At 71.2% G+C, this 19,775-nt stretch carries 23 protein-coding genes; 13 read left to right on the top strand and 10 right to left on the bottom strand.

Going from position 1 to position 19,775, the window contains the following annotated elements:
• Positions 1 to 52: 52 nt before the first annotated feature.
• The gene (locus LEL83_RS08375) at positions 53 to 319 is read right to left on the bottom strand and encodes a hypothetical protein (protein WP_198658003.1); all 267 of its coding nucleotides are present in this window, start codon (positions 317 to 319) and stop codon (positions 53 to 55) included.
• Between the two features lie 139 nt (positions 320 to 458).
• Between LEL83_RS08375 and msrA the strand changes: the two genes are divergently transcribed.
• The 3 genes from msrA to LEL83_RS08360 all read left to right on the top strand — a co-directional run bounded on the left by msrA (position 459) and on the right by LEL83_RS08360 (position 2,057).
• A complete protein-coding gene (gene msrA / locus LEL83_RS08370) occupies positions 459 to 986 on the top strand; it encodes a peptide-methionine (S)-S-oxide reductase MsrA (protein ID WP_225558467.1) in 528 nt (175 codons plus the stop codon).
• Between the two features lie 36 nt (positions 987 to 1,022).
• Positions 1,023 to 1,226, top strand: a complete 204-nt coding sequence (locus LEL83_RS08365; protein WP_198658005.1) for a methyltransferase — start codon at positions 1,023 to 1,025, stop codon at positions 1,224 to 1,226.
• 120 nt (positions 1,227 to 1,346) lie between these two features.
• Complete coding sequence (locus LEL83_RS08360) at positions 1,347 to 2,057, top strand: single-stranded DNA-binding protein (protein ID WP_225558466.1); 711 nt, start codon at positions 1,347 to 1,349, stop codon at positions 2,055 to 2,057.
• A gap of 138 nt (positions 2,058 to 2,195) precedes the next feature.
• On the opposite strand, the gene LEL83_RS08355 is transcribed toward LEL83_RS08360, so the two are convergent.
• Positions 2,196 to 2,927, bottom strand: coding sequence for a hypothetical protein (locus tag LEL83_RS08355; protein ID WP_225558465.1), 732 nt, complete (start codon positions 2,925 to 2,927; stop codon positions 2,196 to 2,198).
• A 191-nt stretch (positions 2,928 to 3,118) separates the two neighbouring features.
• Between LEL83_RS08355 and ettA the strand changes: the two genes are divergently transcribed.
• Together ettA and LEL83_RS08345 are read left to right on the top strand one after the other, a co-directional pair.
• Positions 3,119 to 4,804: an energy-dependent translational throttle protein EttA gene (gene ettA / locus LEL83_RS08350; protein WP_198658008.1), complete on the top strand. Its 1,686-nt coding sequence runs from the start codon at positions 3,119 to 3,121 to the stop codon at positions 4,802 to 4,804.
• Positions 4,805 to 4,809: 5 nt separating this feature from the next.
• On the top strand, positions 4,810 to 5,289 hold the full coding sequence (locus LEL83_RS08345; RefSeq protein ID WP_225558464.1) for an acyl-CoA thioesterase: 480 nt from the start codon (positions 4,810 to 4,812) through the stop codon (positions 5,287 to 5,289).
• On the opposite strand, the gene LEL83_RS08340 is transcribed toward LEL83_RS08345, so the two are convergent.
• Positions 5,276 to 6,139 carry an acyl-CoA thioesterase gene (locus tag LEL83_RS08340; RefSeq protein WP_225558463.1) on the bottom strand — a complete coding sequence of 288 codons (864 nt, stop codon included), beginning with the start codon at positions 6,137 to 6,139 and terminating at the stop codon, positions 5,276 to 5,278. The genes LEL83_RS08345 and LEL83_RS08340 overlap by 14 nt on opposite strands.
• Positions 6,140 to 6,231: 92 nt before the next feature.
• Between LEL83_RS08340 and LEL83_RS08335 the strand changes: the two genes are divergently transcribed.
• Positions 6,232 to 6,933: a DUF8185 domain-containing protein gene (locus LEL83_RS08335; protein ID WP_225558462.1), complete on the top strand. Its 702-nt coding sequence runs from the start codon at positions 6,232 to 6,234 to the stop codon at positions 6,931 to 6,933.
• 124 nt (positions 6,934 to 7,057) lie between these two features.
• Here the strand turns inward: LEL83_RS08335 and LEL83_RS08330 are convergent, their stop codons facing one another.
• The 3 genes from LEL83_RS08330 to pepN all read right to left on the bottom strand — a co-directional run bounded on the left by LEL83_RS08330 (position 7,058) and on the right by pepN (position 11,295).
• Positions 7,058 to 7,519 (bottom strand): globin, encoded by a 462-nt coding sequence (locus LEL83_RS08330; RefSeq protein ID WP_225558474.1) that lies wholly within the window; start codon positions 7,517 to 7,519, stop codon positions 7,058 to 7,060.
• A gap of 56 nt (positions 7,520 to 7,575) precedes the next feature.
• Positions 7,576 to 8,640 carry a mechanosensitive ion channel family protein gene (locus LEL83_RS08325; protein WP_225558461.1) on the bottom strand — a complete coding sequence of 355 codons (1,065 nt, stop codon included), beginning with the start codon at positions 8,638 to 8,640 and terminating at the stop codon, positions 7,576 to 7,578.
• Positions 8,641 to 8,715: 75 nt separating this feature from the next.
• Positions 8,716 to 11,295: an aminopeptidase N gene (pepN, locus tag LEL83_RS08320; protein ID WP_225558460.1), complete on the bottom strand. Its 2,580-nt coding sequence runs from the start codon at positions 11,293 to 11,295 to the stop codon at positions 8,716 to 8,718.
• A 121-nt stretch (positions 11,296 to 11,416) separates the two neighbouring features.
• On the opposite strand from pepN, the gene LEL83_RS08315 reads away from it, so the two are divergent.
• Positions 11,417 to 12,070, top strand: a complete 654-nt coding sequence (locus LEL83_RS08315) for a mycothiol-dependent nitroreductase Rv2466c family protein (protein ID WP_225558459.1) — start codon at positions 11,417 to 11,419, stop codon at positions 12,068 to 12,070.
• Between the two features lie 188 nt (positions 12,071 to 12,258).
• Here the strand turns inward: LEL83_RS08315 and LEL83_RS08310 are convergent, their stop codons facing one another.
• Positions 12,259 to 12,777 (bottom strand): GNAT family N-acetyltransferase, encoded by a 519-nt coding sequence (locus LEL83_RS08310; protein ID WP_225558458.1) that lies wholly within the window; start codon positions 12,775 to 12,777, stop codon positions 12,259 to 12,261.
• Here LEL83_RS08310 and LEL83_RS08305 point away from each other — a divergent pair.
• The 3 genes from LEL83_RS08305 to LEL83_RS08295 are packed head-to-tail and all read left to right on the top strand — an operon-like array spanning position 12,776 to position 14,829.
• Positions 12,776 to 13,381: a helix-turn-helix domain-containing protein gene (locus tag LEL83_RS08305; protein WP_225558457.1), complete on the top strand. Its 606-nt coding sequence runs from the start codon at positions 12,776 to 12,778 to the stop codon at positions 13,379 to 13,381. The two genes, LEL83_RS08310 and LEL83_RS08305, sit on opposite strands and share 2 nt — an antisense overlap.
• A 10-nt stretch (positions 13,382 to 13,391) precedes the next feature.
• Positions 13,392 to 13,889, top strand: a complete 498-nt coding sequence (locus LEL83_RS08300) for a ribose-5-phosphate isomerase (RefSeq protein ID WP_198658015.1) — start codon at positions 13,392 to 13,394, stop codon at positions 13,887 to 13,889.
• Positions 13,890 to 13,899: 10 nt separating this feature from the next.
• Positions 13,900 to 14,829: an Fpg/Nei family DNA glycosylase gene (locus tag LEL83_RS08295; RefSeq protein ID WP_225558456.1), complete on the top strand. Its 930-nt coding sequence runs from the start codon at positions 13,900 to 13,902 to the stop codon at positions 14,827 to 14,829.
• Here LEL83_RS08295 and LEL83_RS08290 read toward each other — a convergent pair whose 3' ends face one another.
• On the bottom strand, positions 14,830 to 16,272 hold the full coding sequence (locus tag LEL83_RS08290; protein ID WP_225558455.1) for an amidohydrolase: 1,443 nt from the start codon (positions 16,270 to 16,272) through the stop codon (positions 14,830 to 14,832).
• Between the two features lie 29 nt (positions 16,273 to 16,301).
• The gene (locus tag LEL83_RS08285; RefSeq protein ID WP_198658018.1) at positions 16,302 to 16,955 is read right to left on the bottom strand and encodes an FMN-binding negative transcriptional regulator; all 654 of its coding nucleotides are present in this window, start codon (positions 16,953 to 16,955) and stop codon (positions 16,302 to 16,304) included.
• A gap of 34 nt (positions 16,956 to 16,989) precedes the next feature.
• On the opposite strand from LEL83_RS08285, the gene LEL83_RS08280 reads away from it, so the two are divergent.
• Positions 16,990 to 18,393: a serine hydrolase domain-containing protein gene (locus tag LEL83_RS08280; protein ID WP_225558454.1), complete on the top strand. Its 1,404-nt coding sequence runs from the start codon at positions 16,990 to 16,992 to the stop codon at positions 18,391 to 18,393.
• A 45-nt stretch (positions 18,394 to 18,438) separates the two neighbouring features.
• On the opposite strand, the gene LEL83_RS08275 is transcribed toward LEL83_RS08280, so the two are convergent.
• Positions 18,439 to 18,873: a hypothetical protein gene (locus LEL83_RS08275; RefSeq protein WP_225558453.1), complete on the bottom strand. Its 435-nt coding sequence runs from the start codon at positions 18,871 to 18,873 to the stop codon at positions 18,439 to 18,441.
• 293 nt (positions 18,874 to 19,166) lie between these two features.
• On the opposite strand from LEL83_RS08275, the gene LEL83_RS08270 reads away from it, so the two are divergent.
• Together LEL83_RS08270 and LEL83_RS08265 are read left to right on the top strand one after the other, a co-directional pair.
• Positions 19,167 to 19,490: a hypothetical protein gene (locus LEL83_RS08270; RefSeq protein WP_225558452.1), complete on the top strand. Its 324-nt coding sequence runs from the start codon at positions 19,167 to 19,169 to the stop codon at positions 19,488 to 19,490.
• Positions 19,491 to 19,593: 103 nt separating this feature from the next.
• Positions 19,594 to 19,746 (top strand): hypothetical protein, encoded by a 153-nt coding sequence (locus LEL83_RS08265; protein WP_017886018.1) that lies wholly within the window; start codon positions 19,594 to 19,596, stop codon positions 19,744 to 19,746.
• The last annotated feature ends 29 nt before the right edge of the window (positions 19,747 to 19,775 follow it).

The following is a 19,775-nucleotide window of genomic DNA, read 5'->3' as shown; positions in this document are numbered from 1 at the left end:
AGGCCGAGCGGCGTTCCGTCCGACCCGGTGCCGGTGGTCGTGCGGGGGACCATCACGACCACCGCAGGGTGTCGACGGCGTCGTCGGCCGACCACACGTTCGGCAGCTCGACGAAGCGGCGTTCGGTCGCGACGTAGCGTCGAGCCCGGTACGCGGTGTCGCCGGCGACGTCGATGCGGTCGACGTAGCCGACGATCTCGCCGTTGGCACGGGTCACGCGGCTCAGGTCGTCCCGCACGTCGAGGATGCGGTAGTCACCACGGACGCGGGACAGCGGGACGGTGCGGATCCGGAGTACGGGTTCTGACGTGGTCTGCATCGCTGGCCTCCTGGTCGGTGTGGTGACGACGGTACGGGCGACCACCGACACCTCGCGGACCCTGCACCCACCTGGGGAGAGCCGGGTCGCTGGGCGCAGCTGTGGAGGGACCGTGGGCGCCGGAAGGTAGGTTGAGCGCATGACCACGTTCGTGCTCGCAGGTGGATGTTTCTGGTGTCTCGACGCCGTGTACCGCACGCTCCAGGGTGTGCAGGACGTGGTGTCCGGCTACGTCGGTGGACAGGTCGCCGACCCCTCCTACGAACAGGTGTGCACCGGCACGACCGGGCACGCCGAGGCGGTCGCGGTGACCTTCGACGAGTCGCTGATCCCTGCCGAGGTGATCCTCGACGTGTTCTTCACACTGCACGATCCCCGTCAGCTGAACCGGCAGGGCGCCGACGTCGGAACCCAGTACCGCTCCGCGATGTTCCCGGCGGACGACGCACAGCGTGTCCTGTTCGAGCACGCCATCGAGCGCGCGTCCGAGATCTGGGACGGGCAGGTCGTCACGACCATCGAGCCGCTCGGCGAGTTCTGGACGGCCGAGGAGCACCACCAGGACTTCTTCGCCAAGAACCCCGGGCAGGGCTACTGCCTGGCGGTCGCGCTGCCGAAGGTCAACAAGGTGCGCAAGGCATACAGTCAGTACATCCTGGCGTCCTGATCCGGGGCGCCGGGGCCACGAGGAGGTGGTTCGACGATGACGGACAACACAGGGACCTGGGTCGCGATCGGTCCGGCCGGAGCGGTGGGCAGCATCCACCGCCAGGCGGACGGTTTCCAGGTCGAGCTCTACGGACGCGGGCGAGCGGGTGGCGTGTACCCGTCGCTCGACTCCGCGAAGGGTGCGGTCCACGCTGCGCTCGGCCCGCTGGCCGCCCGGCCCGAGTTCCGGGCGCACTGAGCGGGTCCGGACTGGAGGCCCGTGGGGACTCGTCCTCCACAGGGCGCCTGACCGGTTCCACACACCACAGATCGAGCCCGGGGCCGCTTGCGCGGCCCCGGGCTCGATGACGATCGATGCATGAACGACATCATCACCGTCTGCGGAATCGTCGCCACCGAACCGCGCCACCTCGTCACCGAGACCGGCATCGCCATCACGAGCCTGCGGCTCGCCTCTCCGTCGCGCCGCTGGGACCGCGCCAGTTCGACCTGGGTCAACGGCGCCACCAACTGGTACACCGTCACCGCCTTCCGCTCACTCGCGTCCAACGTGTTCAAGTCCCTGAAGAAGGGTGACCGGATCGTGGTCGCCGGCCGTGTCCGCATCCGCACCTGGGAGCGCGACGGCCGCAGCGGGACCTCCGTCGAGATCGACGCCGACGGCATCGGGCACGACCTGGCCTGGGGGATCAGCAACTGGGTCCGCGTCCCGCGCCAGGTCGGCGACACCGCTGCGGGGCACGGCGGTGTCCGCAGCGTCGACCTCGAGACCGGCGAGGTGCGCGAGCCCGCTCCGGACGCGGGTGGGGAGCACGCGGCGGGACAGGGCCGCGCGCCCGAGGACGACGGGGCCCTGACCGGCGATCCCTCCGCGGCTGACCCGCTCCTGGACCACGCCGCGATCGCGGGGGCGTCTGACGGCGGCACGGCGCTCGCCGGCACGGTCCTCGGTGGCCTGACCGGGGGAGGGTCCCAGCGCGCGTCGGGGAGTGCAGCCCCGGACGGTGACGCCACGGCGTCGTTCGACGACCAGGACCGCGACGACCGGCACGTGCCCGAGGCCGCGTGACCGCAAGGGGTGGTGCGAGCGCACCCGCTGCCGGGGCGGGCGCCGGCGGGTCGGGCGCTGCCGCGACGGGTGCCGACGGGGTCGCTCCGCGGGTCGGGACCCCGGAGCGGCCGTCCGCCGGTCAGCGCCCCGCGGGGCTCACCACTTCTGGGCGATCATCCCGATGCCGGAGACCTGCGCGGTGTCCCAGTTCCCACCGCGGGGGAGCCCCGTCACGCGGCCGTCGATCTTGAAGCTGGCGCCCTGCACGCGCGGTGCGTTCGTCTGCTTGGCCTTCAGCCCGTGGAACGAGAAGCTCGTGTCCCACTTGCCGTTCAGGCCGGTGTTCGACTTGCGGTCGCCCACCGTGATCCGGGTGTTCTGCACGGTCGAGTGAACGACGTCCCCGTTCAGACGGGCGTTGGCCTCGGCGTTGAAGAACAGTCGGCCGTCCAGGTTGAGCTTGAGGGTGCCGATCGTCTTGTGGTTCACGATCATCGTCGCGACGTCGTTCTTGTACCAGCGCATCCCGATCGGGGTGAGCTTGTTCGTCGCGGGGCCCAGGTAGCCGTACGTGAACTTGCCGTTCTGCACGCGCTCCCAGATGTAGCGCGGCTTGCCCTTGCTCTCGGGGGAGCCCTTGTCGGCCTGGATCCCGAAGGAGTACGCGTTGTTGTGGGCGTCGTGGACGTTGATGTAGGACGAGTACCCCGTGCCCGAGCCGTTGGCGCTGATGCTCGCCGTGTAGAGCAGGTAGGGGGCGCCCTTGGGGACGGCGCCCGCGGCAGAGGCCGGCGACACCGGGCCGATGAGGCCGATGCCGAGCGCGACCACTCCGATGAACGGGAGTGCGATGCGACGCAGTCGTGACGTGGTCTTGGTGGTGGTCATGGTCCTCGTCCTGTCCAGGGTCCTGATCCGGGTCCTCGCCGTGGTGAGCGGCGGGCCCCCGAGGTTGCGGGGCGAAGTGAGAGTACGTCGTCCGCGCCGCGAGCAACAGACCCTCGGGGGTGGGTGCGCGAAGCGGCGATCCGCACTCGGGCGCGCAGTGCTGCGGCGGTGTCACTACACTTGGGCGCGATATGGCTGAGTACATCTACCAGATGGTCCGCGCCCGCAAGGCGGTCGGCGACAAGCTGATCCTCGACGACGTCACGATGTCGTTCCTCCCCGGCGCCAAGATCGGCGTCGTCGGACCGAACGGTGCGGGCAAGTCGACGATCCTGAAGATCATGGCCGGTCTCGACCAGCCCTCCAACGGCGAGGCGAAGCTCAGCCCGGGCTTCACCGTCGGCATCCTCATGCAGGAGCCGGAGCTCGACGAGAGCAAGACCGTCCTCGAGAACGTGCAGGAAGGCGTGGGCGAGATCCACGGCAAGCTCGCGCGCTTCAACGAGATCTCCGCGCTCATGGCCGAGCCGGACGCCGACTTCGACGCGCTGCTGGCCGAGATGGGCACGCTGCAGGAGGAGATCGACGCCGCTGACGCGTGGGACCTCGACTCGCAGCTCGAGCAGGCCATGGCCGCGCTCCAGTGCCCCCCGGGGGACGAGCTCGTCACGCACCTGTCCGGTGGTGAGAAGCGCCGCGTCGCGCTCTGCAAGCTCCTGCTCCAGAAGCCCGACCTGCTCCTGCTCGACGAGCCCACCAACCACCTCGACGCCGAGAGCGTGCTCTGGCTCGAGCAGCACCTGCAGCAGTACCACGGTGCCGTCCTCGCCGTGACCCACGACCGGTACTTCCTCGACCACGTCGCCCAGTGGATCGCCGAGGTCGACCGCGGTCGTCTGTACCCGTACGAGGGCAACTACTCGACCTACCTCGAGAAGAAGCGCGCGCGCCTCGAGGTCCAGGGCAAGAAGGACGCCAAGCTCGCCAAGCGCCTGTCGTCCGAGCTCGACTGGGTCCGCAGCAACACCAAGGGCCGTCAGGCCAAGTCGAAGGCCCGTCTCGCCCGCTACGAGGAGATGGTCACCGAGGCCGAGCGCACCCGCAAGCTCGACTTCGAGGAGATCGTGATCCCCGTGGGCCCGCGTCTGGGCTCGCAGGTCATCGACGCCGAGCACCTGCGCAAGCAGTTCGGTGAGCGCGTCATCATCGGCGACCTGTCGTTCACGCTGCCCCGCAACGGCATCGTCGGCGTCATCGGCCCGAACGGTGTCGGCAAGACCACGCTGTTCAAGACGATCGTCGGCCTCGAGCCGCTCGACGGCGGCACGCTCAAGATCGGTGACACGGTCGAGATCTCCTACGTCGACCAGAGCCGCGGCGGCATCGACCCGAACAAGAACCTCTGGGAGGTCGTGTCCGACGGGCTCGACTACATCCAGGTCGGCAAGACCGAGATCCCGTCCCGCGCCTACGTGTCGCAGTTCGGCTTCAAGGGGCCGGACCAGCAGAAGCGCGCCGGCATCCTCTCCGGTGGTGAGCGCAACCGTCTGAACCTGGCGCTGACGCTCAAGCAGGGCGGCAACCTGCTGCTCCTCGACGAGCCGACCAACGACCTGGACGTCGAGACCCTCGGCAGCCTCGAGAACGCGCTGCTCGAGTACCCCGGTTGCGCCGTGGTCATCACGCACGACCGGTGGTTCCTCGACCGCATCGCGACCCACATCCTGGCGTGGGAGGGCCTCAACGAGGACGGCACGCCGAACTGGTACTGGTTCGAGGGCAACTTCGAGGCGTACGAGGAGAACAAGATCGAGCGCCTCGGCGCCGACGCGGCGAAGCCCGGGCGGGCGACCTACCGCAAGCTCACCCGCGACTGACCGGCGTGGCGAGACTGCACGCTCCGATCCGCCTGCGGTGGAGCGACATCGACGCCTACGGACACGTCAACAACTCCGCGATGCTGCGCCTCCTCGAGGAGGCGCGCATCGCGGGGTTCTGGGGTGCTGACCCCGGCGACGACCCCGACGGCACGCTGCCGGAGCCGGTCATCGACGGACGCCCGGGCTCGGGCACGATGACGGTGATCGCGGGCCAGCGGCTCGAGTACCTCGCCTCCATCCCGTACCTGCGGCAACCGCTCGACATCCAGATGTGGATCGGTCGGCTCGGTGGTGCCAGCATCGACGTCTCCTACGAGGTCTGGTCGCCCGCCGGCCGGGAGCCCGCGGTGCTCTACACCCGTGCGACGACGGCGCTCGTGCTGGTCGACGCCACGACGAACCGGCCCCGGCGACTGACCGAGGCCGAGCGCGCGGCGTGCGAGCCCTACGTCGAGGAACCCGTCCGGTTCAGCCGCCCGTAGGGACGCGCATCATGCCCTCCTGGGCGACGGTGGCGAGCAGCCGGCCGTCGCGGGAGAACATCCGACCGAAGGCGAGCCCGCGGCCGCCCTGGGCGCTCGGGGACTCCTGTGTGTACAGGATCCACTCGTCCGCCCGAGCGTCGCGGTGCCACCACATCGCGTGGTCCAGGCTGGCGCTCTTCGCGCCGGGCGTGCCCCAGGCGACCCCGTGCCGACGCATGATCGGTTCCAGGATCGACAGGTCGCTCGCGTAGCCGAGCACCGCGCGGTGCAGCGCCGGGTCCTCGGGCAGCGCGCCCTGCACCCGGAACCACACCGCCTGGTGCGGCACGTGCTCGCCCTGCACGTCGACGAAGACCGGACCCTCGACGTGCCGCAGGTCGATCGACCGCTCGGCCCAGGCCTGCGCGACCGGGTGGTCGATCGCCGACAGGATCGACGCCGCCGAGGGCAGGGACTCCGGCTCCGGTGTCTCGACGGGGAACGGGTCCTGGTGCTCGAGACCGGTGTCCGGCACCTGGAACGAGGCGATCATCGAGAAGATCGGAACGCCCCGCTGGTAGGCCTGCACGCGTCGGGTGGCGAAGGACCGGCCGTCGTGGATGCGCTCGACGCCGAAGGTGATCGGGACGTCGATGTCGCCGGGCCGCAGGAAGTACCCGTGCATGGAGTGCACGTCGCGGCCCTCGATCGTCGTCTGCGCCGCGACGATGCACTGCGCCAGCACCTGGCCGCCGAACACGCGCCCGCCGGGCGACCAGTGGCTGGCACCGGTCAGGATCGTCTCACCCGTGCTCGCACCGGTGTCCTCGAGTCGCAGGGTCCGCAGGAAGTCGGGTTCGCCGTTCACGTGGTGCAGTCTACGAAGGAGCCGCCCCCTGCCGCCGGTACGGCGCACGCCCAGCCGATCGGTCGACGGCGGCCGGTAGGATCGGGACCGACATGGGCAACTCGTTCACGCTTCCCGACGCCGCCTCCCTCGGTGACCTCCGCACCTACCTCGGACGCGCCGCCCGGATCGAGGACGGCTCGGTCCGGCTCATCGCCGACTCCGGCGTCCTCGCGGTGTACACGGCGATCCTCTACCCGCTCGGCCTGCTCGACGAACTGCCGACGGTCCTCGGGCTCCGGACGTTCTCGCTGACCGAGCCGGCCACGATCGACACCGTCGTGCCCCTGCAGTCCCTGCTCGAGCGGCTGCGGCTGCTCGCCGAGGCCGAGGACGCCGAACACGCCGACGGTGCCGACCCGACCCGCGCCACCCCGATCGAGGTCGAGCTGCCCCACGAGGTGCACACCGTGACCTGGGCCGCCATCTCGCCGCCGCGCGGTGGATGGGTGCCCCTGCCGGACGTCTCGCCGGAACTGCTGCGCCGCGCCACCCGCGACGGCATCGCCGAGGTCGCGGACGCCGTCCCGTCGAACGCTGGCGAGGCGATCGTCCGACGCATCCGCTCCGAGGTCTGGGGCCGTCCCGTCCCGGGCATCGAGCACCTGCCGGCCGGCGCCGGGTTCGCGGGGGAGAGCCTCGGCTTCCTCGGGCACGACCCGGTGCGGTTGTTCGAGACCGGACCGTGGAGTCGGCTCACCACGTCCCGTGGACACGTGCTCGTCAAGCGCCGCGCCTGGACCCTGAACTCCTAGCGTCTCGCGGGACCGAGAACGCGGGAACAAACGGACGGGAGGCCCGTGGCGGCGCCGCCACGGGCCTCCCGTCCGCCGGTTGTTGCAGTCTCGCGCCCGGCGCGGGACGCCGACGTCGCACCCGTCAGTCGAAGGAGTTCGTCATCGCGTGGGCGGCACGGTCGAGGTAGCCCCAGAGCTCGGCTTCGTCGAGGGGAGCGAGGTCGAGCGACTCGACCGCGTCGTGCATGTGGAGGAGCCAGCGCTCGCGTGCCTCGGGGGTCATCCGGAAGGGGTGGTGCCGCATCCGGAGTCGCGGGTGCCCGCGCTGCTCGCTGTACGTGCCCGGGCCGCCCCAGTACTGCTGCAGGAAGGCGGAGAGGCGCCAGATCGCGCCCTCGAGGTCGTCGGCCGGGTACATCGGCCAGATCACCTCGTCCTGCTGCACACCCTCGTAGAACCGTCGGACCAGCCGGTCGAAGGTGGGCGCGCCACCGATCCGCTCGTACAGCGACCCGGTCGCCGAGGCGCCGTGCTCCCCGACACGCAGCGTGATCGGCTGCGCCGGCACACCGACCGAGCCGGGCGCGCCGGGAGAGCCGGGCATGCCGAGCGAACCGCGTGCTCCCGGCCCGCCCGTGCCGCTCGGGGGTGTGGGATCGGTCATCGGGGGTCCTTCCCGCCGTCGGGGTCGTCCGTGCGGACCGGTTGCCCGAGGATGTTCCGCTTGGTCCGCCGGGGCTTGGTCGGCGCCGGCGTCGGCTGCGTCCGGACGGTGCGCAGGCCGTTGATCGAGGTGGCGTTCTCCCAGCCCTCGGGCATGATCATCGCCATCGCGGGGAGGGTGATGCCGAGCTCGTCCACCGCGCGCTTCAGGCGGATGCGGAGCTCCCGGCCGACGACGTCGAGTTCGGAGGCACGGGTCTTCACGACCAGGCGGAAGACCATGCCGTCGTCGGAGATCGACTGCAGGCCCCAGATCTCCGGCTTCTCGACGATGCGCTGCCGCCAGCGGGGCTCCTGCGACATCGTGACGGCGGCGGCGAGCAGGGCGTCCTGCACCGCGTCGATGTCGGTGTCGTACGGCACCGTGATGTCGACGAGCACGCGCGACCAGCCCTGCGACAGGTTGCCGACCCGCAGGATCTGCCCGTTCGGCACGAACCACAGGATGCCGTTGACGTCGCGGATCTGCATCACGCGCAGGCCGACGTTCTCGACCACGCCCGTGGCCTGCCCGGTGTCGACGACGTCACCGACGCCGGCCTGGTCCTCGAGGATCATGAAGATCCCGGACAGCAGGTCCTTCACGATCGACTGGGCGCCGACGGCGAGACCGGCGGCGACGAGGGACGCACCGCCGACGATGCCGACCGCGGCACCCTTCCACACCGCCGTGGCGATGATCACGAGTGCGATCGCGACGACGACCACCGTCGCCAGGTTCTCGAGGACACTGCCGAGCGTCCGGGTGCGCTGCACGACGCGGGCCGTCTGCACCGGCGAGGCGACGAGCGCCTGGGTGTCGGCGGCGCCCTGCCGCTTCTTGACGCCGTTGACGATCCGATCGACGACCTGCTTGATCATGCGGCGGAGGATCAGTCGGAGGACGATCGCGGCGATGATCGTGATGACGATCGTGATCGGCGCCTGCCAGGTCTCCACGAAGTCCGTGAACGCGTTCGAGATCATTTTGGACGTGTCTTCGGTCGATGCGGCGAGGTTCATATCCGGTCGATGCTAAGCGGCGGGGCCCCGGCGTCCCTGGAGGAACGCCAAGACCCCGCCGGATCAGCACAGGGGTCAGGCGTCGGCGGCCTGCACTCGCAGTGCGCGCTCGGTGCCCGCAAGGCTCTCGGACACGATGCGGCGCAGCGCCGGCGTCTCCGGGTGCTCCTCGAGCCAGGCAGCGGCCGCGTCACGGAGCTCGGCCGACGCGAGCGGCGCCGGGTAGAGGCCCGAGACGATGGTGTCGGCCATGTGGTAGCTGCGCTCGGCCCAGATGCGGGTGAGCACCTCGAAGTACTTCGGCACGAGACCTTCGAGCACCACCGGGCTGTTCACGTGCTGGAAGCCGACCGTGGTCTGCCGCACGATCGCGTTCGGCAGCTCGGACGAGTCGACGAGCGACGAGAACGCCGCCAGCTTGCCCTCAGCCGTGGGGATCGTCGCCCGGGCGCGGGCCGCGGCCTGCTCGCCCGACGCCGTCTTGTCCGCCGCGAGCTCGGTGTCGATCTCCACGGTGCCGGCGGCGCCCGCGAGCACGAGGCCCTCGAGCAGCTCCCAACGCAGGTCGGTGTCGATCTCGAGCCCCTGCAGCGTGACCGAACCGTCGCGCAGCCCCTGCAGGGTCGCGACGTGCTCGGGCGTCGAGGGGATCTGCGCGAAGAACTTCACGAACTGGAACTGCGCGTCCGAACCGGCTTCGGCCGATGCGGCGAGCTGCCACAGCGTGTCCCCGACGGTGCGGACGGTGGCGTCCACTGCACCCGGCGCCACGTAGTTGCGTGCGGTGAGCAGCAGCTGCGACAGCGTGGTGCGGATCGTCGTCGACTCGGTCTCGGTCGCGATGTTGCCCAGCACGAGCCGGACGTAGTCGCTGGCCGGGGACTCGGCGTCGCGGGTGGCGTCCCACACGGAACCCCACACGATGGAGCGGGCGAGCGGGTTCGCGATGGACGCGAGGTGCTCGATCGCGGTGCGTCGCGAGTGCTGGTCGAGACGGATCTTGGCGTAGGCCAGGTCGTCGTCGTTCAGGAGCACGAGGTCGCCGCGCTGCACGCCGACGAGCTCGGGGACGTCCGTGCGGGCGCCGTCGACGTCGATCTCGACGCGGTGGACCCGCTCGAGCTTGCCGCCGGAGGACGCGGTGTCGGCGCCGAACGGCGCGGACGCGTCGTCCTGGAAGGCGTAGACGCCGATCGCCAGGCGGTGCGGGCGCAGCGTCGGGTGGTCGGCCGGGGCCTCCTGCAGGACGGCGAACGACGTGATGACGCCGGACTCGTCGGTCTCGATCTCGGGACGCAGCGTGTTGACGCCCGCGGTCTCGAGCCAGAGCTTCGACCACTCGGTCAGCTCACGGCCGCTCGTCGCCTCGAGCTCGACGAGCAGGTCGCGCAGCTCGGTGTTCGAGTGGTGGTGCTTCTTGAAGTACGCGGAGACACCGGCGAAGAACGCGTCGATGCCGACCCATGCGACGAGCTGCTTGAGGACCGAGCCGCCCTTCGCGTAGGTGATGCCGTCGAAGTTGACCTGGACGTCCTCGAGGTCGTTGATCGTCGCGACGATCGGGTGCGTCGAGGGGAGCTGGTCCTGCCGGTAGGCCCAGGACTTCTCCATCGCCTGGAACGTGGTCCAGGCCTCGGTCCACTCGGTGGCCTCGGCCGTGGCGATGGTGGACGCCCACTCGGCGAAGGACTCGTTGAGCCACAGGTCGTTCCACCACTTCATGGTGACGAGGTCGCCGAACCACATGTGGGCGAGCTCGTGCAGGATCGTGACGACCCGGCGCTCCTTGATGGCGTCGGTGACCTTCGACCGGAACACGTAGGTCTCGGTGAAGGTGACGGCCCCGGCGTTCTCCATGGCGCCGGCGTTGAACTCCGGCACGAAGAGCTGGTCGTACTTCTCGAAGGGGTAGGGGACGTCGAACTTCTCCTCGAAGTACGCGAAGCCCTTCTTCGTGGTCTCGAACACGTACTCGGGGTCGAGGTACTCGGCGAGCGACCGGCGGGCGAAGACACCGAGCGGGATCGTGCGGCCGTCGCGGCTCGTCAGCTCGTCGCGCACGACCTCGTACGGGCCGGCGACGAGCGCGGTGATGTAGCTGGAGATGCGCGCGGTGGGCGGGAAGGCCCAGGTGGCGACGTCGCCGTCGACGTGCGGCTCCGGCGTGGGGGAGTTGGAGACGACCTGCCACCGCGACGGCGCCGTCACGGTGAAGGAGAACTCGGCCTTGAGGTCGGGCTGCTCGAACACCGCGAACATGCGGCGGGAGTCGGGGACCTCGAACTGCGAGTACAGGTACACCTCGTCGTCCACGGGGTCGACGAAGCGGTGCAGGCCTTCGCCGGTGTTCGTGTACAGCGCGTCGCTGACGACCACGAGCTCGTTCTGCTCCTGCAGGTCGTCGAGCTGGATGCGGACGCCGTCGTTCACGGCCGCGACGTCGAGCGCCGTGCCGTTCAGGGTGACCGCGTGCACGGTCTTCGTGATGGCGTCGATGAAGGTCGACGCACCGGCGGTGGCGGTGAAGCGCACGCGCGTGGTGCTGCCGAAGGTCTCCGCGCCGCGGGTCAGGTCGAGCTCGACGTCGTACGTCTGCACGGCGACGACGGCCGCGCGCTCCTGGGCTTCGATTCGGGTGAGGTTCTCTCCGGGCACGCAACGCTCCATCTTCGCTGGGGACGCGGACGATCGATGTCCGCGTGCGGGGTCCCGGCACGGCGTCGTGCACCGGCGGGACGATGGGCTCCAGCCTAGCGACGCCGCGTACGCTCGCAGCGTGACCGAGACGACTGTGGACAACACGACCGAACCCTCCGCCGCACGCACCGCCGTGGAGTTCTGGTTCGACCCGAACTGCCCCTGGGCCTGGATGACGAGCCGCTGGGTCGGCGAGGTCGCCGAGCACCGGGACCTCGACGTCACGTGGAAGGTGATGAGCCTGTTCGTCCTCAACGAGGACCAGGACGTCCCGGACACGTACCGCGAGCGCCTCGACCAGGGCCAGGTGTACCCGCGGATCGTGACGGCGGCGCGGCTCCGCCTGGGCCAGCAGATCGTGAAGCCCCTGTACGACGCGCTCGGTGAGCACGTCCACCACCGCCAGGAGTCCGACCCCGAGCAGGTCGTCCCCGCGGTGCTCGCGGAGCTCGGCCTCGACGCCGACCTCGTCGAGTACGCGTGGACGGACGAGGTCGACCAAGCCGTGCGCGAGAGCCACCGCGACGGCATCGAGCGCGTCGGGCAGGACGTCGGCACCCCCGTGATCGCGGTCGAGGGCACCGCGTTCTTCGGACCGGTCATCTCCCCGGCGCCCAAGGGACAGCAGGCGCTCGACCTGTGGGACGGCGTCGTCGCGGTCGCGAAGGTCCCGGGCTTCTTCGAGCTGAAGCGCTCGCGCACGGTCGGCCCGATCTTCGACACCACCGACTGACGTCGGGTCCGCCTCGTTGCGCCCCGCCACGGGCGTCGCGCCCCGCAGCGTCGGGGCGCAACGCCCGTGACGGGGCGCAATCCAGCAGGCAGCGTCGGCATCGCGGGCATCGCGGGCAGGCAGGCAGCGCCGGCAGCGCGGGCAGCGCCGGCCGGGAGGCACGGGTCGCGCCCGCCACCCGGCCCCCGTCAGGCGAGCGGCATGCGCATGAGCGTCAGGTCGAGCCAGCGGTCGAACTTGCGTCCGACCTCGGGCAGGACGCCCACGACCGAGAACCCGAGCCGCTCGTGCAGCGCGATCGACCCCGCGTTCGTCGAGCAGATGCCCGCCATCATCACGTGCACCCCGTCGGCGCGGGCGTGCGCCACGAGCGCGTCCATGAGCGTGCGCGCGACGCCCTGCCCCCGGAACGCCGGGACGACGTACACGCTGTGCTCGACCGTGTGCCGGTACCCCGGGTGCGGCCGGAATGCGCTGTAGGTGACGTAGCCGGCGACCTGGCCGCCGACCTCGGCCACGAGCACCGGCAGCCCCGCCGCCCGACGCTCCGCGAGCCAGCCGTCGAACCACGCCCGCGGGTGCGGTTCGTCCTGCCAGATGGCGGTGGAGTGCAGCACGGCGTCGACGTGCAGGGCGTGCACCACGTCGAGGTCGTCGGGCGTGCAGTCGCGGATCACGACCCCCGTCGTCGCATATGCTGTCGTCATGTCTCACATCGTAGACGACGAGCGTGCACTCGGCGAGCGGTTGCAGCGGCTGCGCACCGAGCGGCGGTGGAGCCTGACCGAGCTCGCCGAGGAGTCCGGCGTCTCCCGCGCGATGATCAACCGCGTCGAGCGCGGGGTCTCCAGCCCGACCGCGACGATCCTCGGCCGACTGTCCGGCGCCTTCGGCCTGACCGTGTCCCAGCTCCTCGACGACGCCCTCGAGCACGAGGTGCCCAGGGTGACGGACCCCGACGAGGCGCGCGGGGTCCGACGCGGCGCGACCGCGGACTCCTGGACCGATCCCGACACCGGGTACCGCCGGCGTCCGGTCTCGAGCGCGGCGTTCCCCGCCGACGTCACCGAGGTGCGCCTCCCGGCCGGCCGCGAAGTGGCCTACCCGGCGTCTGCGTACGCGTTCCTGCGGCACTGCATCTGGGTGGTCGACGGCGTGCTCGAGGTCGTCGTCGGCGGGGAGCCGACGCGGCTCGCCGCAGGCGACCGGATCGAGCTGGGGGAGCCCGCCGACGTGGTCTACCGGAACCCGGGCGACGAGTCCGTCCGGTACCTGGTGGTGGTGGTCCGGGCCCCGGAGCGGCGGGAATAGGATCGGTCCCATGCGCATCCACCTCGGAACGGACCATGCCGGCCTCGAGTTCACCAAGACCCTGGGCGACCACCTGACGGCAGCCGGGCACGAGGTGGTGGATCACGGTCCGACCGAGTACGACGCACTCGACGACTACCCCTCGTTCTGCATCAACGCCGCGCACGCCGTGGTGCAGGACCAGCGTGCCGGCGTCCAGGCCCTCGGCGTCGTGTTCGGTGGCTCCGGCAACGGCGAGCAGATCGCCGCGAACAAGGTCGAGGGCATCCGCGCCGCCCTCGTGTGGAACGAGTCGACCGCCGTCCTCGCCCGCCAGCACAACGACGCGAACGTCATCTCCATCGGTGCCCGTCAGCACACCGAGGACGAGGCCATCCGGTTCGTCGACCTGTTCGTCGCCGAGCCGTTCTCGGGCGAGGAGCGCCACGCCCGCCGCATCGCCCAGCTCGCCGAGTACGAGCGGACGGGGCACATCGCCGGCAAGCAGATCGACGGCTCGACCGAGTAGACAGGTCCGCATGCCCGAGGGTCACTCCGTCCACCGCATCGCCAACCAGTTCACCCGGCACTTCGTCGGCAAGCGCTGCGAGGTGTCGAGCCCGCAGGGCCGCTTCGCTGCGGGCGCTGAGCAGCTCGACGGCAGGACGCTCATCGCCGCGCGCGCCGTGGCCAAGCAGATGTTCCTGGAGTTCGAGGGCGACCTGTTCCTGCGCGTCCACCTCGGGCTCTACGGGGCCTGGGACTTCGCGGGCATGATCTCCACCGCCCAGGCGCTGTCCGAGGACGGCGACGGCGAGGAGTCCCTGTCGTCGATCGGTGCGCCGCGACTGGCCCGGTACCGGATGGCCGAGCAGGAGAAGGTGGAGGACCCGATCGAGTCCTTCCCGCCTGACCCCGTCGGCCAGGTGCGCGTCCGGATCCTCACCGAGGACACCGTCGCCGACCTCCGCGGCCCCACCGCGTGCGTCGTCGAGACCCCGGCCGAGGTGCAGCGTGCACTCGACAAGCTCGGTCCCGACCCGATGAACGACGACGGGCCCGAGGCCGAGAAGGTCTTCGTCGAGAACGTCCGGAAGCGCAACGTCGCCATCGGCCAGCTGCTGATGGACCAGTCCGTCGTGGCCGGCATCGGCAACATCTACCGTGCCGAGCTGCTGTTCCGGCAGCGCATCGACCCGTACAAGCCGGGCAAGAAGATCACCGTGAAGCAGGCGAAGGCGCTGTGGGCGGACTGGTCGAAGCTGCTGCACGACGGCGTCCGCGACGGCCTGATGCTGACCATGGACGACCTGTCCGAGGCCGACCACGAGAAGGCGGTGCGCTCGCGGAAGGACCGCCACTGGGTGTACCACCGCCAGGACGAGCCCTGCCGGGTCTGCGGCACCGAGATCCGGATGGCGGACATGGCCGGCCGCAAGCTCTACTGGTGCCCGAAGGACCAGAAGTAGCTACAGCTCGCGGTGCGTGAACCGCCCCGCGACCGCGGTGGCGAGCACCCGCATCGACCGCAGCGCCGACGACGGGGCGTCGGCCAGCGGGTCGGACTCGACGAGCACCAGGTCCGCGACGTCGCCGACCGCAACCGACGTCCGACCCCCGACCGTCGACCCCGTCCACGCGGTCAGCGCCGAGAGCCGCTCCTCCGGGTGCCACGGCTCCCGGCCGTCGCGGTCCCGACCGACGGCCGCCGCCATCGACACCCACGGGTCCAGCGGCGCGACCGGGGCGTCCGACCCGAGCAGCACGCGGGCGCCGGCCCGGGAGAGCGACGCGAAGGCGAAGGCCCGGTCGGTGTGGCCCGCCCAGTGCCGATCGGCGATGTCGCGGTCGTCCATGGCGTGCTCGGGCTGCACCGACGCGGCGACCCCGAGCCGGGCGAACCGCTCGACGTCGCTGTCGACGAGCAGCTGCGCGTGCTCGATGGTCCCGCGGGTGCCGACGGCCTCGAAGACGTCGAGGGCGTTGGTGTTCGCGCGGTCCCCGATGGCGTGGATCGCGGGGACGAGCCCGGCGGCGACGGCACGCCGGACCACCGCGACGAGGTCCTCGAACGGGTAGGCGAGCACGCCCTCGCCCGATGCCATCGCGGCGGTCCGGGTGCCGAGCGAGCCGTCGGTGATCACCTTGAACGGACCCATCGTGAGCAGCCCCCGCGTGCCCGCGACGACGTCCCCGGTGCGCAGCCCGCGCGCGATCACGTCGTCGAGGTCGTCCGGGTAGACCCCGGAGGCCACCCGGATCGCATCGGTGCCGGCGTGGATCCGCCGACGCCACCGGTCGAGTCCGAAGCGCATCTCCAGGTCGACGACGCCCGTCACCCCGCGGGCGGCGGCCGCCTCGGCGGCGTCGGCGACGGCGGCGTCGAGCACGGCGTCCGGCACCTGCGACAGCGCACCGGTCACGTCGAACGCGTCCTGCTCGCGCACCACGCCGTCCTCGCCCGTCTCGAGCGGCCGGCCGAGCACGACGCCGAAGTGGGCGAGCGCGAGCGCATTGCACCACACGGCGTGCAGGTCCGCGCTGATGACGACGACCGGGAGGCCCGGTGCGGCCTGGTCGAGCAGCTCGCGTCGCGCAGGGCGGGGCCACGTCCCGTCGCGGTAGCCGTGTCCGACGAGCAGGCGGTCCGCCACGTCGGCGCGCGCGGCCCGGGCGAGCAGGTCCGCGGTGGCCTCGGCGGAGTCGCAGCCGGTGACGTCGACGCGGCGCCGGACGAGCGCCCACTGGTCGAAGTGCGTGTGGTGGTCGACCAGGCCCGGACCGAGCCACGCGCCGGCGGTCTCGACGACGTCGGCGTCGGGGCTCGTGGGATCGAGCGTGCCGGTCGGAGCGATCGCGGTCACGCGACCGTCGACGATGCGGACGTCGGCAGGGGCTCCGGAGGTGCCCACGCGCCGGACCGTTCGCAGCAGGATCTCCGTCATCTCGCCTCCGTACGGTCCGCACGCGCCGCGTGTGCCCGTGCCATCTCGTCGGCGAGCGCCGGCGAGGCGTACGGGCCGTCACCGCGCAGGCCGGCGATGATCTGCTCGACCACCTCGGGGGCCTTGTTCTGCGACAGCTTGGCGCGCGCGTCGAACCGGGTGACGCGGATCCGGATCCCGACGGTGCCCTTCGCGATCCGGCGAGCGGTGTCCTCGTCCACCTGCAGCGACACCGGCGACGGCATGCCCTGCTCGAAGTGGTCGACGAGTTCACCGAGCACCCGGAAGTTCTCGTCGTCGGACAGGATCTCCGGCGTTCCCCACACGTGAGCGGTGACGTGGTTCCAGGTCGGCACGAACTGCTCCGGCGGGTACCAGGCGGGGGAGACGTAGCCGTGCGGGCCCTGGAAGACCACGAGGACCTCGTGCCGGCCGAGCTCGTGCGCGACCTCGTCGGGACGGCCGACGTGGGACACCAGGACGATCGTGTCGGGGTCGTCGTCGGGACCGGGCGCCTCGAGCAGCACCGGGTAGTGGGACGCGACGAGTCCCGCCGCCGTGTGCGACACGATCGTCGCCCACGGGTTCGCGGCGATGAGGCGTCGGACCTCGTCGACGTCGGTCATCAGGAAGTGCGGTGTGCGGCGCATGGTCCGAGCGTGGCACACATGGAAGGCTGGGCCCATGTCGAACCGCGCCGCGTACGAGACCGTCCTGCCCTACGTCCGCGAGTGGGTGTCGTACAAGGTGTGGCAGTTGCGGGTGCCGGGCGTGCAGGTGGCCGTCGGGTACGAGGGCGAGGTGCTGTTCGACGAGGCCTGGGGGTACGCCGATGTCGAGGCCGGGCGGCGCCTGACCACCACGGACCTGTTCCGGATCGCCTCGCACTCGAAGACCTTCACGGCGACGGCCCTGCTGCAGCTCGTCGAACGCGGTGCGCTCCGGCTCGATGACACCGTCGGCACGTATGTCGCCGCCCTGGTCGACGGCGGGTCGCCGATCGCCGACGCGACGCTGCGGGAGCTCATGGAGATGGGCGCCGGCGTGCTGCGCGACGGGCACGACGGTGACCACTGGTCGCTGCTCCGACCGTTCCCCGACGAGCAGGAACTCCTCGCGCTCGTGCTCGACCGCGGCCAGAAGGTCCCCGCCGGGTCGGCGTTCAACTACTCGAACCTCGGCTACGCCCTGCTCGGACTGGTCATCGCCGCGGTGTCGGGGAAGCCGTACAACGAGTACGTCCGCGAGTCGATCACCGAACCCCTGGGTCTGCGGAACACCGGCCCGGACTGGGACCCGGCACGCGCCGACGAGTTCGTGGTCGGGTACACCGGGTTCCACGCCGCGCGACACCGGCGACGCATCGACCACGTCGACACCCGCGCGATGGCGGCGGCCACGGGCTTCCACGGCACGGCGTCCGACCTGGTCCGGTACTTCTCGCAGCACGTCATCGGACAGGGCACCCTGCTCACCGACCACTCGAAGCGCCTGGCGCAGCGGAAGGCCTGGAGCGCCACCGACGACCCGGCCGGGCGTGGCTACGGTGCCGGCTTCATCGTCGACCGCATCGGCGACCGCGAGGTGCGCGGCCACTCCGGCGGATTCCCCGGCCACATCACGCAGTCGGTGTTCGACCCGGAGTCCGGTCTGGTCGTCTCGGTGCTGACGAGTGCGGCCTCGGGGCCGGCCTCCCTCATCGCCACCGCGATCGTGCGCCTGCTCGACGCGGCGGCCGACGCCGACGCCCCGGGCACGCCGATCCCGGACGGCGTCGACCCCGCCACGTTCACCGGCCGGTTCGCCAACCCGTGGGGGGTGACCGACGTCGCCCGCATCGGTGCCCGCCTCGTCGAGGTCGATCCCTCCGCGCCGGACCCCCTCGACACGCCCACGCGACTCGAGGTCGTCGACGCCGACACCCTGCGGATGACCGCCGGCAACCGGTTCGGGTCGATCGACGAGGACGTCACCTACGACCGCGCCGCCGACGGCGCGGTCCGCTCGATCCGCGGTGGCGGCGGGATGACCTCGGAACCCTGGTCCGTTCCCGAGGAGGCACCGGAGACCGCCGCCGGGCTGCGCTGATCACGGTCGGCGCTGACCTCGGTCTGCGCTGGCGACAGCGGGTGGTCAGCGCACCTCGGCCGATGCCCAGAGCGCGCCGACGCCCCGACCGACCGGGCGCAGGAGCGGCACCGCGACGACCCGACCGAGGACCCGCTGCGCGCCCCGCTCGTCGCGGGACGTGAGGACGCCGAAGGCCACGAGGGCGCCCTGCACGACGACGAGGAGCACGCCGACCGCCCACGCCGGGCCCACCTGCATCACCGCGAATGCGAGCACGGACACCGCGAACGCGAGCGCCCGGCGATCCCGTGTCCGCCGGGCGGCGACGAGCACGACCACGCCGGCGATCCCGGCGAGCACCGCACCGGCCCGCACCACCCCGGACGGCGGTCCCCACGACAGGAACCACGGGGTTCCCAGCGCGCCGCCCACCCCGGCCACCAGCGCCGCCACCACCGCGGCCGCCGACACCACCTGTACCCCCGTGCTGCTCTGCATGCCCGGACTGTCCGCCCGGCGGCACCACCGGCGGAAGACGCCCCGGCCCGCTGTGGTACCGGGTCCGCCAGCTGCTCCGGTCGGCGAGGAGTGGGGACGCCGTGTCCGCGCGATGACGGTTCCGGTCTGCTCCGCCCGTGGATGGTGCACCAGGACCGTCAGCGCCGCGGCGGCGCGGGTCGCCCCGTCCGCCTCGCCCCGGTGACGCGACGACACGCCCGTCCGGCGACGCGTGCTCGTCCAGACGACGCGGCGGACTTGACTGCCGTTCGAACACACGTTCGAATACCGTCGTGGGACGGCGTCGCGAGAACCGGTGGCAGCCCCCGGAACACCCGGAGGTCGAGCGTCCGCGCGCGTACTCGCTCTCCGAGGACGCCCGCGGTGCCGACGTCTGCCACGCCGTGACCCCGAAGCCGGTGTGGGCCTGGATCCAGTTCCCGACCTTCCACGTCCGGGTGAAGGCCTTCGCCAAGAGCTGGACCCGCGATGCCGTGCTGGTCGAGTGGGCGCAGTTCGGGCAACAGGCCGAGGCGTGGGTCTGGCGTTCAGCCGTGAAGCACCGGACACTGCGCGCAGACAGCGCGATGCGGACTCCGCATGACGCACTGCGTTGACATCGGGCTCGAGCGCGAGGATGGTTTAGCGAGTACCGGGTCGGCAAGTAACTCACTGATCGAGGCATTCGAACCGAGTGCCGGTCACGGACGAGGAGGCACCATGAAGAACGCAGCGGTGCCGTCCTGGGTCGCCCACGTGCTCACCCCGCCTGAGGTCATCAGCGCCTACGTCGAGCGCCGGATCAACGATCCGGCGCTGCTGTCGGGGGAGCAGTCGGAACCCACGTACGCAGACTTCCTGCGCGACGAGTAGACGGTCTTCCTGGAGGCCCGGATCACGCA

It is taken from the genome of Curtobacterium oceanosedimentum (assembly GCF_020297365.1).
Classification (GTDB): Bacteria; Actinomycetota; Actinomycetes; order Actinomycetales; family Microbacteriaceae; genus Curtobacterium.
This window is presented reverse-complemented; position numbering and strand designations above follow the sequence as displayed.

Bases quoted from the DNA above. Each gene is read 5' to 3' on its own strand.
- msrA (WP_225558467.1), top strand. From the start codon at position 459: ATGACCACGTTCGTGCTCGCAGGTGGATGTTTCTGGTGTCTCGACGCC.
- LEL83_RS08300 (WP_198658015.1), top strand. From the start codon at position 13,392: ATGCGCATCCACCTCGGAACGGACCATGCCGGCCTCGAGTTCACCAAG.
- LEL83_RS08365 (WP_198658005.1), top strand. From the start codon at position 1,023: ATGACGGACAACACAGGGACCTGGGTCGCGATCGGTCCGGCCGGAGCG.
- LEL83_RS08295 (WP_225558456.1), top strand. From the start codon at position 13,900: ATGCCCGAGGGTCACTCCGTCCACCGCATCGCCAACCAGTTCACCCGG.
- LEL83_RS08325 (WP_225558461.1), bottom strand. From the start codon at position 8,640: ATGAACCTCGCCGCATCGACCGAAGACACGTCCAAAATGATCTCGAAC.
- LEL83_RS08280 (WP_225558454.1), top strand. From the start codon at position 16,990: ATGTCGAACCGCGCCGCGTACGAGACCGTCCTGCCCTACGTCCGCGAG.
- LEL83_RS08330 (WP_225558474.1), bottom strand. From the start codon at position 7,519: ATGCCCGGCTCTCCCGGCGCGCCCGGCTCGGTCGGTGTGCCGGCGCAG.
- LEL83_RS08265 (WP_017886018.1), top strand. From the start codon at position 19,594: ATGAAGAACGCAGCGGTGCCGTCCTGGGTCGCCCACGTGCTCACCCCG.
- LEL83_RS08335 (WP_225558462.1), top strand. From the start codon at position 6,232: ATGGGCAACTCGTTCACGCTTCCCGACGCCGCCTCCCTCGGTGACCTC.
- LEL83_RS08305 (WP_225558457.1), top strand. From the start codon at position 12,776: ATGTCTCACATCGTAGACGACGAGCGTGCACTCGGCGAGCGGTTGCAG.
- LEL83_RS08355 (WP_225558465.1), bottom strand. From the start codon at position 2,927: ATGACCACCACCAAGACCACGTCACGACTGCGTCGCATCGCACTCCCG.
- LEL83_RS08310 (WP_225558458.1), bottom strand. From the start codon at position 12,777: ATGACGACAGCATATGCGACGACGGGGGTCGTGATCCGCGACTGCACG.
- LEL83_RS08360 (WP_225558466.1), top strand. From the start codon at position 1,347: ATGAACGACATCATCACCGTCTGCGGAATCGTCGCCACCGAACCGCGC.
- LEL83_RS08375 (WP_198658003.1), bottom strand. From the start codon at position 319: ATGCAGACCACGTCAGAACCCGTACTCCGGATCCGCACCGTCCCGCTG.
- LEL83_RS08275 (WP_225558453.1), bottom strand. From the start codon at position 18,873: ATGCAGAGCAGCACGGGGGTACAGGTGGTGTCGGCGGCCGCGGTGGTG.
- LEL83_RS08285 (WP_198658018.1), bottom strand. From the start codon at position 16,955: ATGCGCCGCACACCGCACTTCCTGATGACCGACGTCGACGAGGTCCGA.
- ettA (WP_198658008.1), top strand. From the start codon at position 3,119: ATGGCTGAGTACATCTACCAGATGGTCCGCGCCCGCAAGGCGGTCGGC.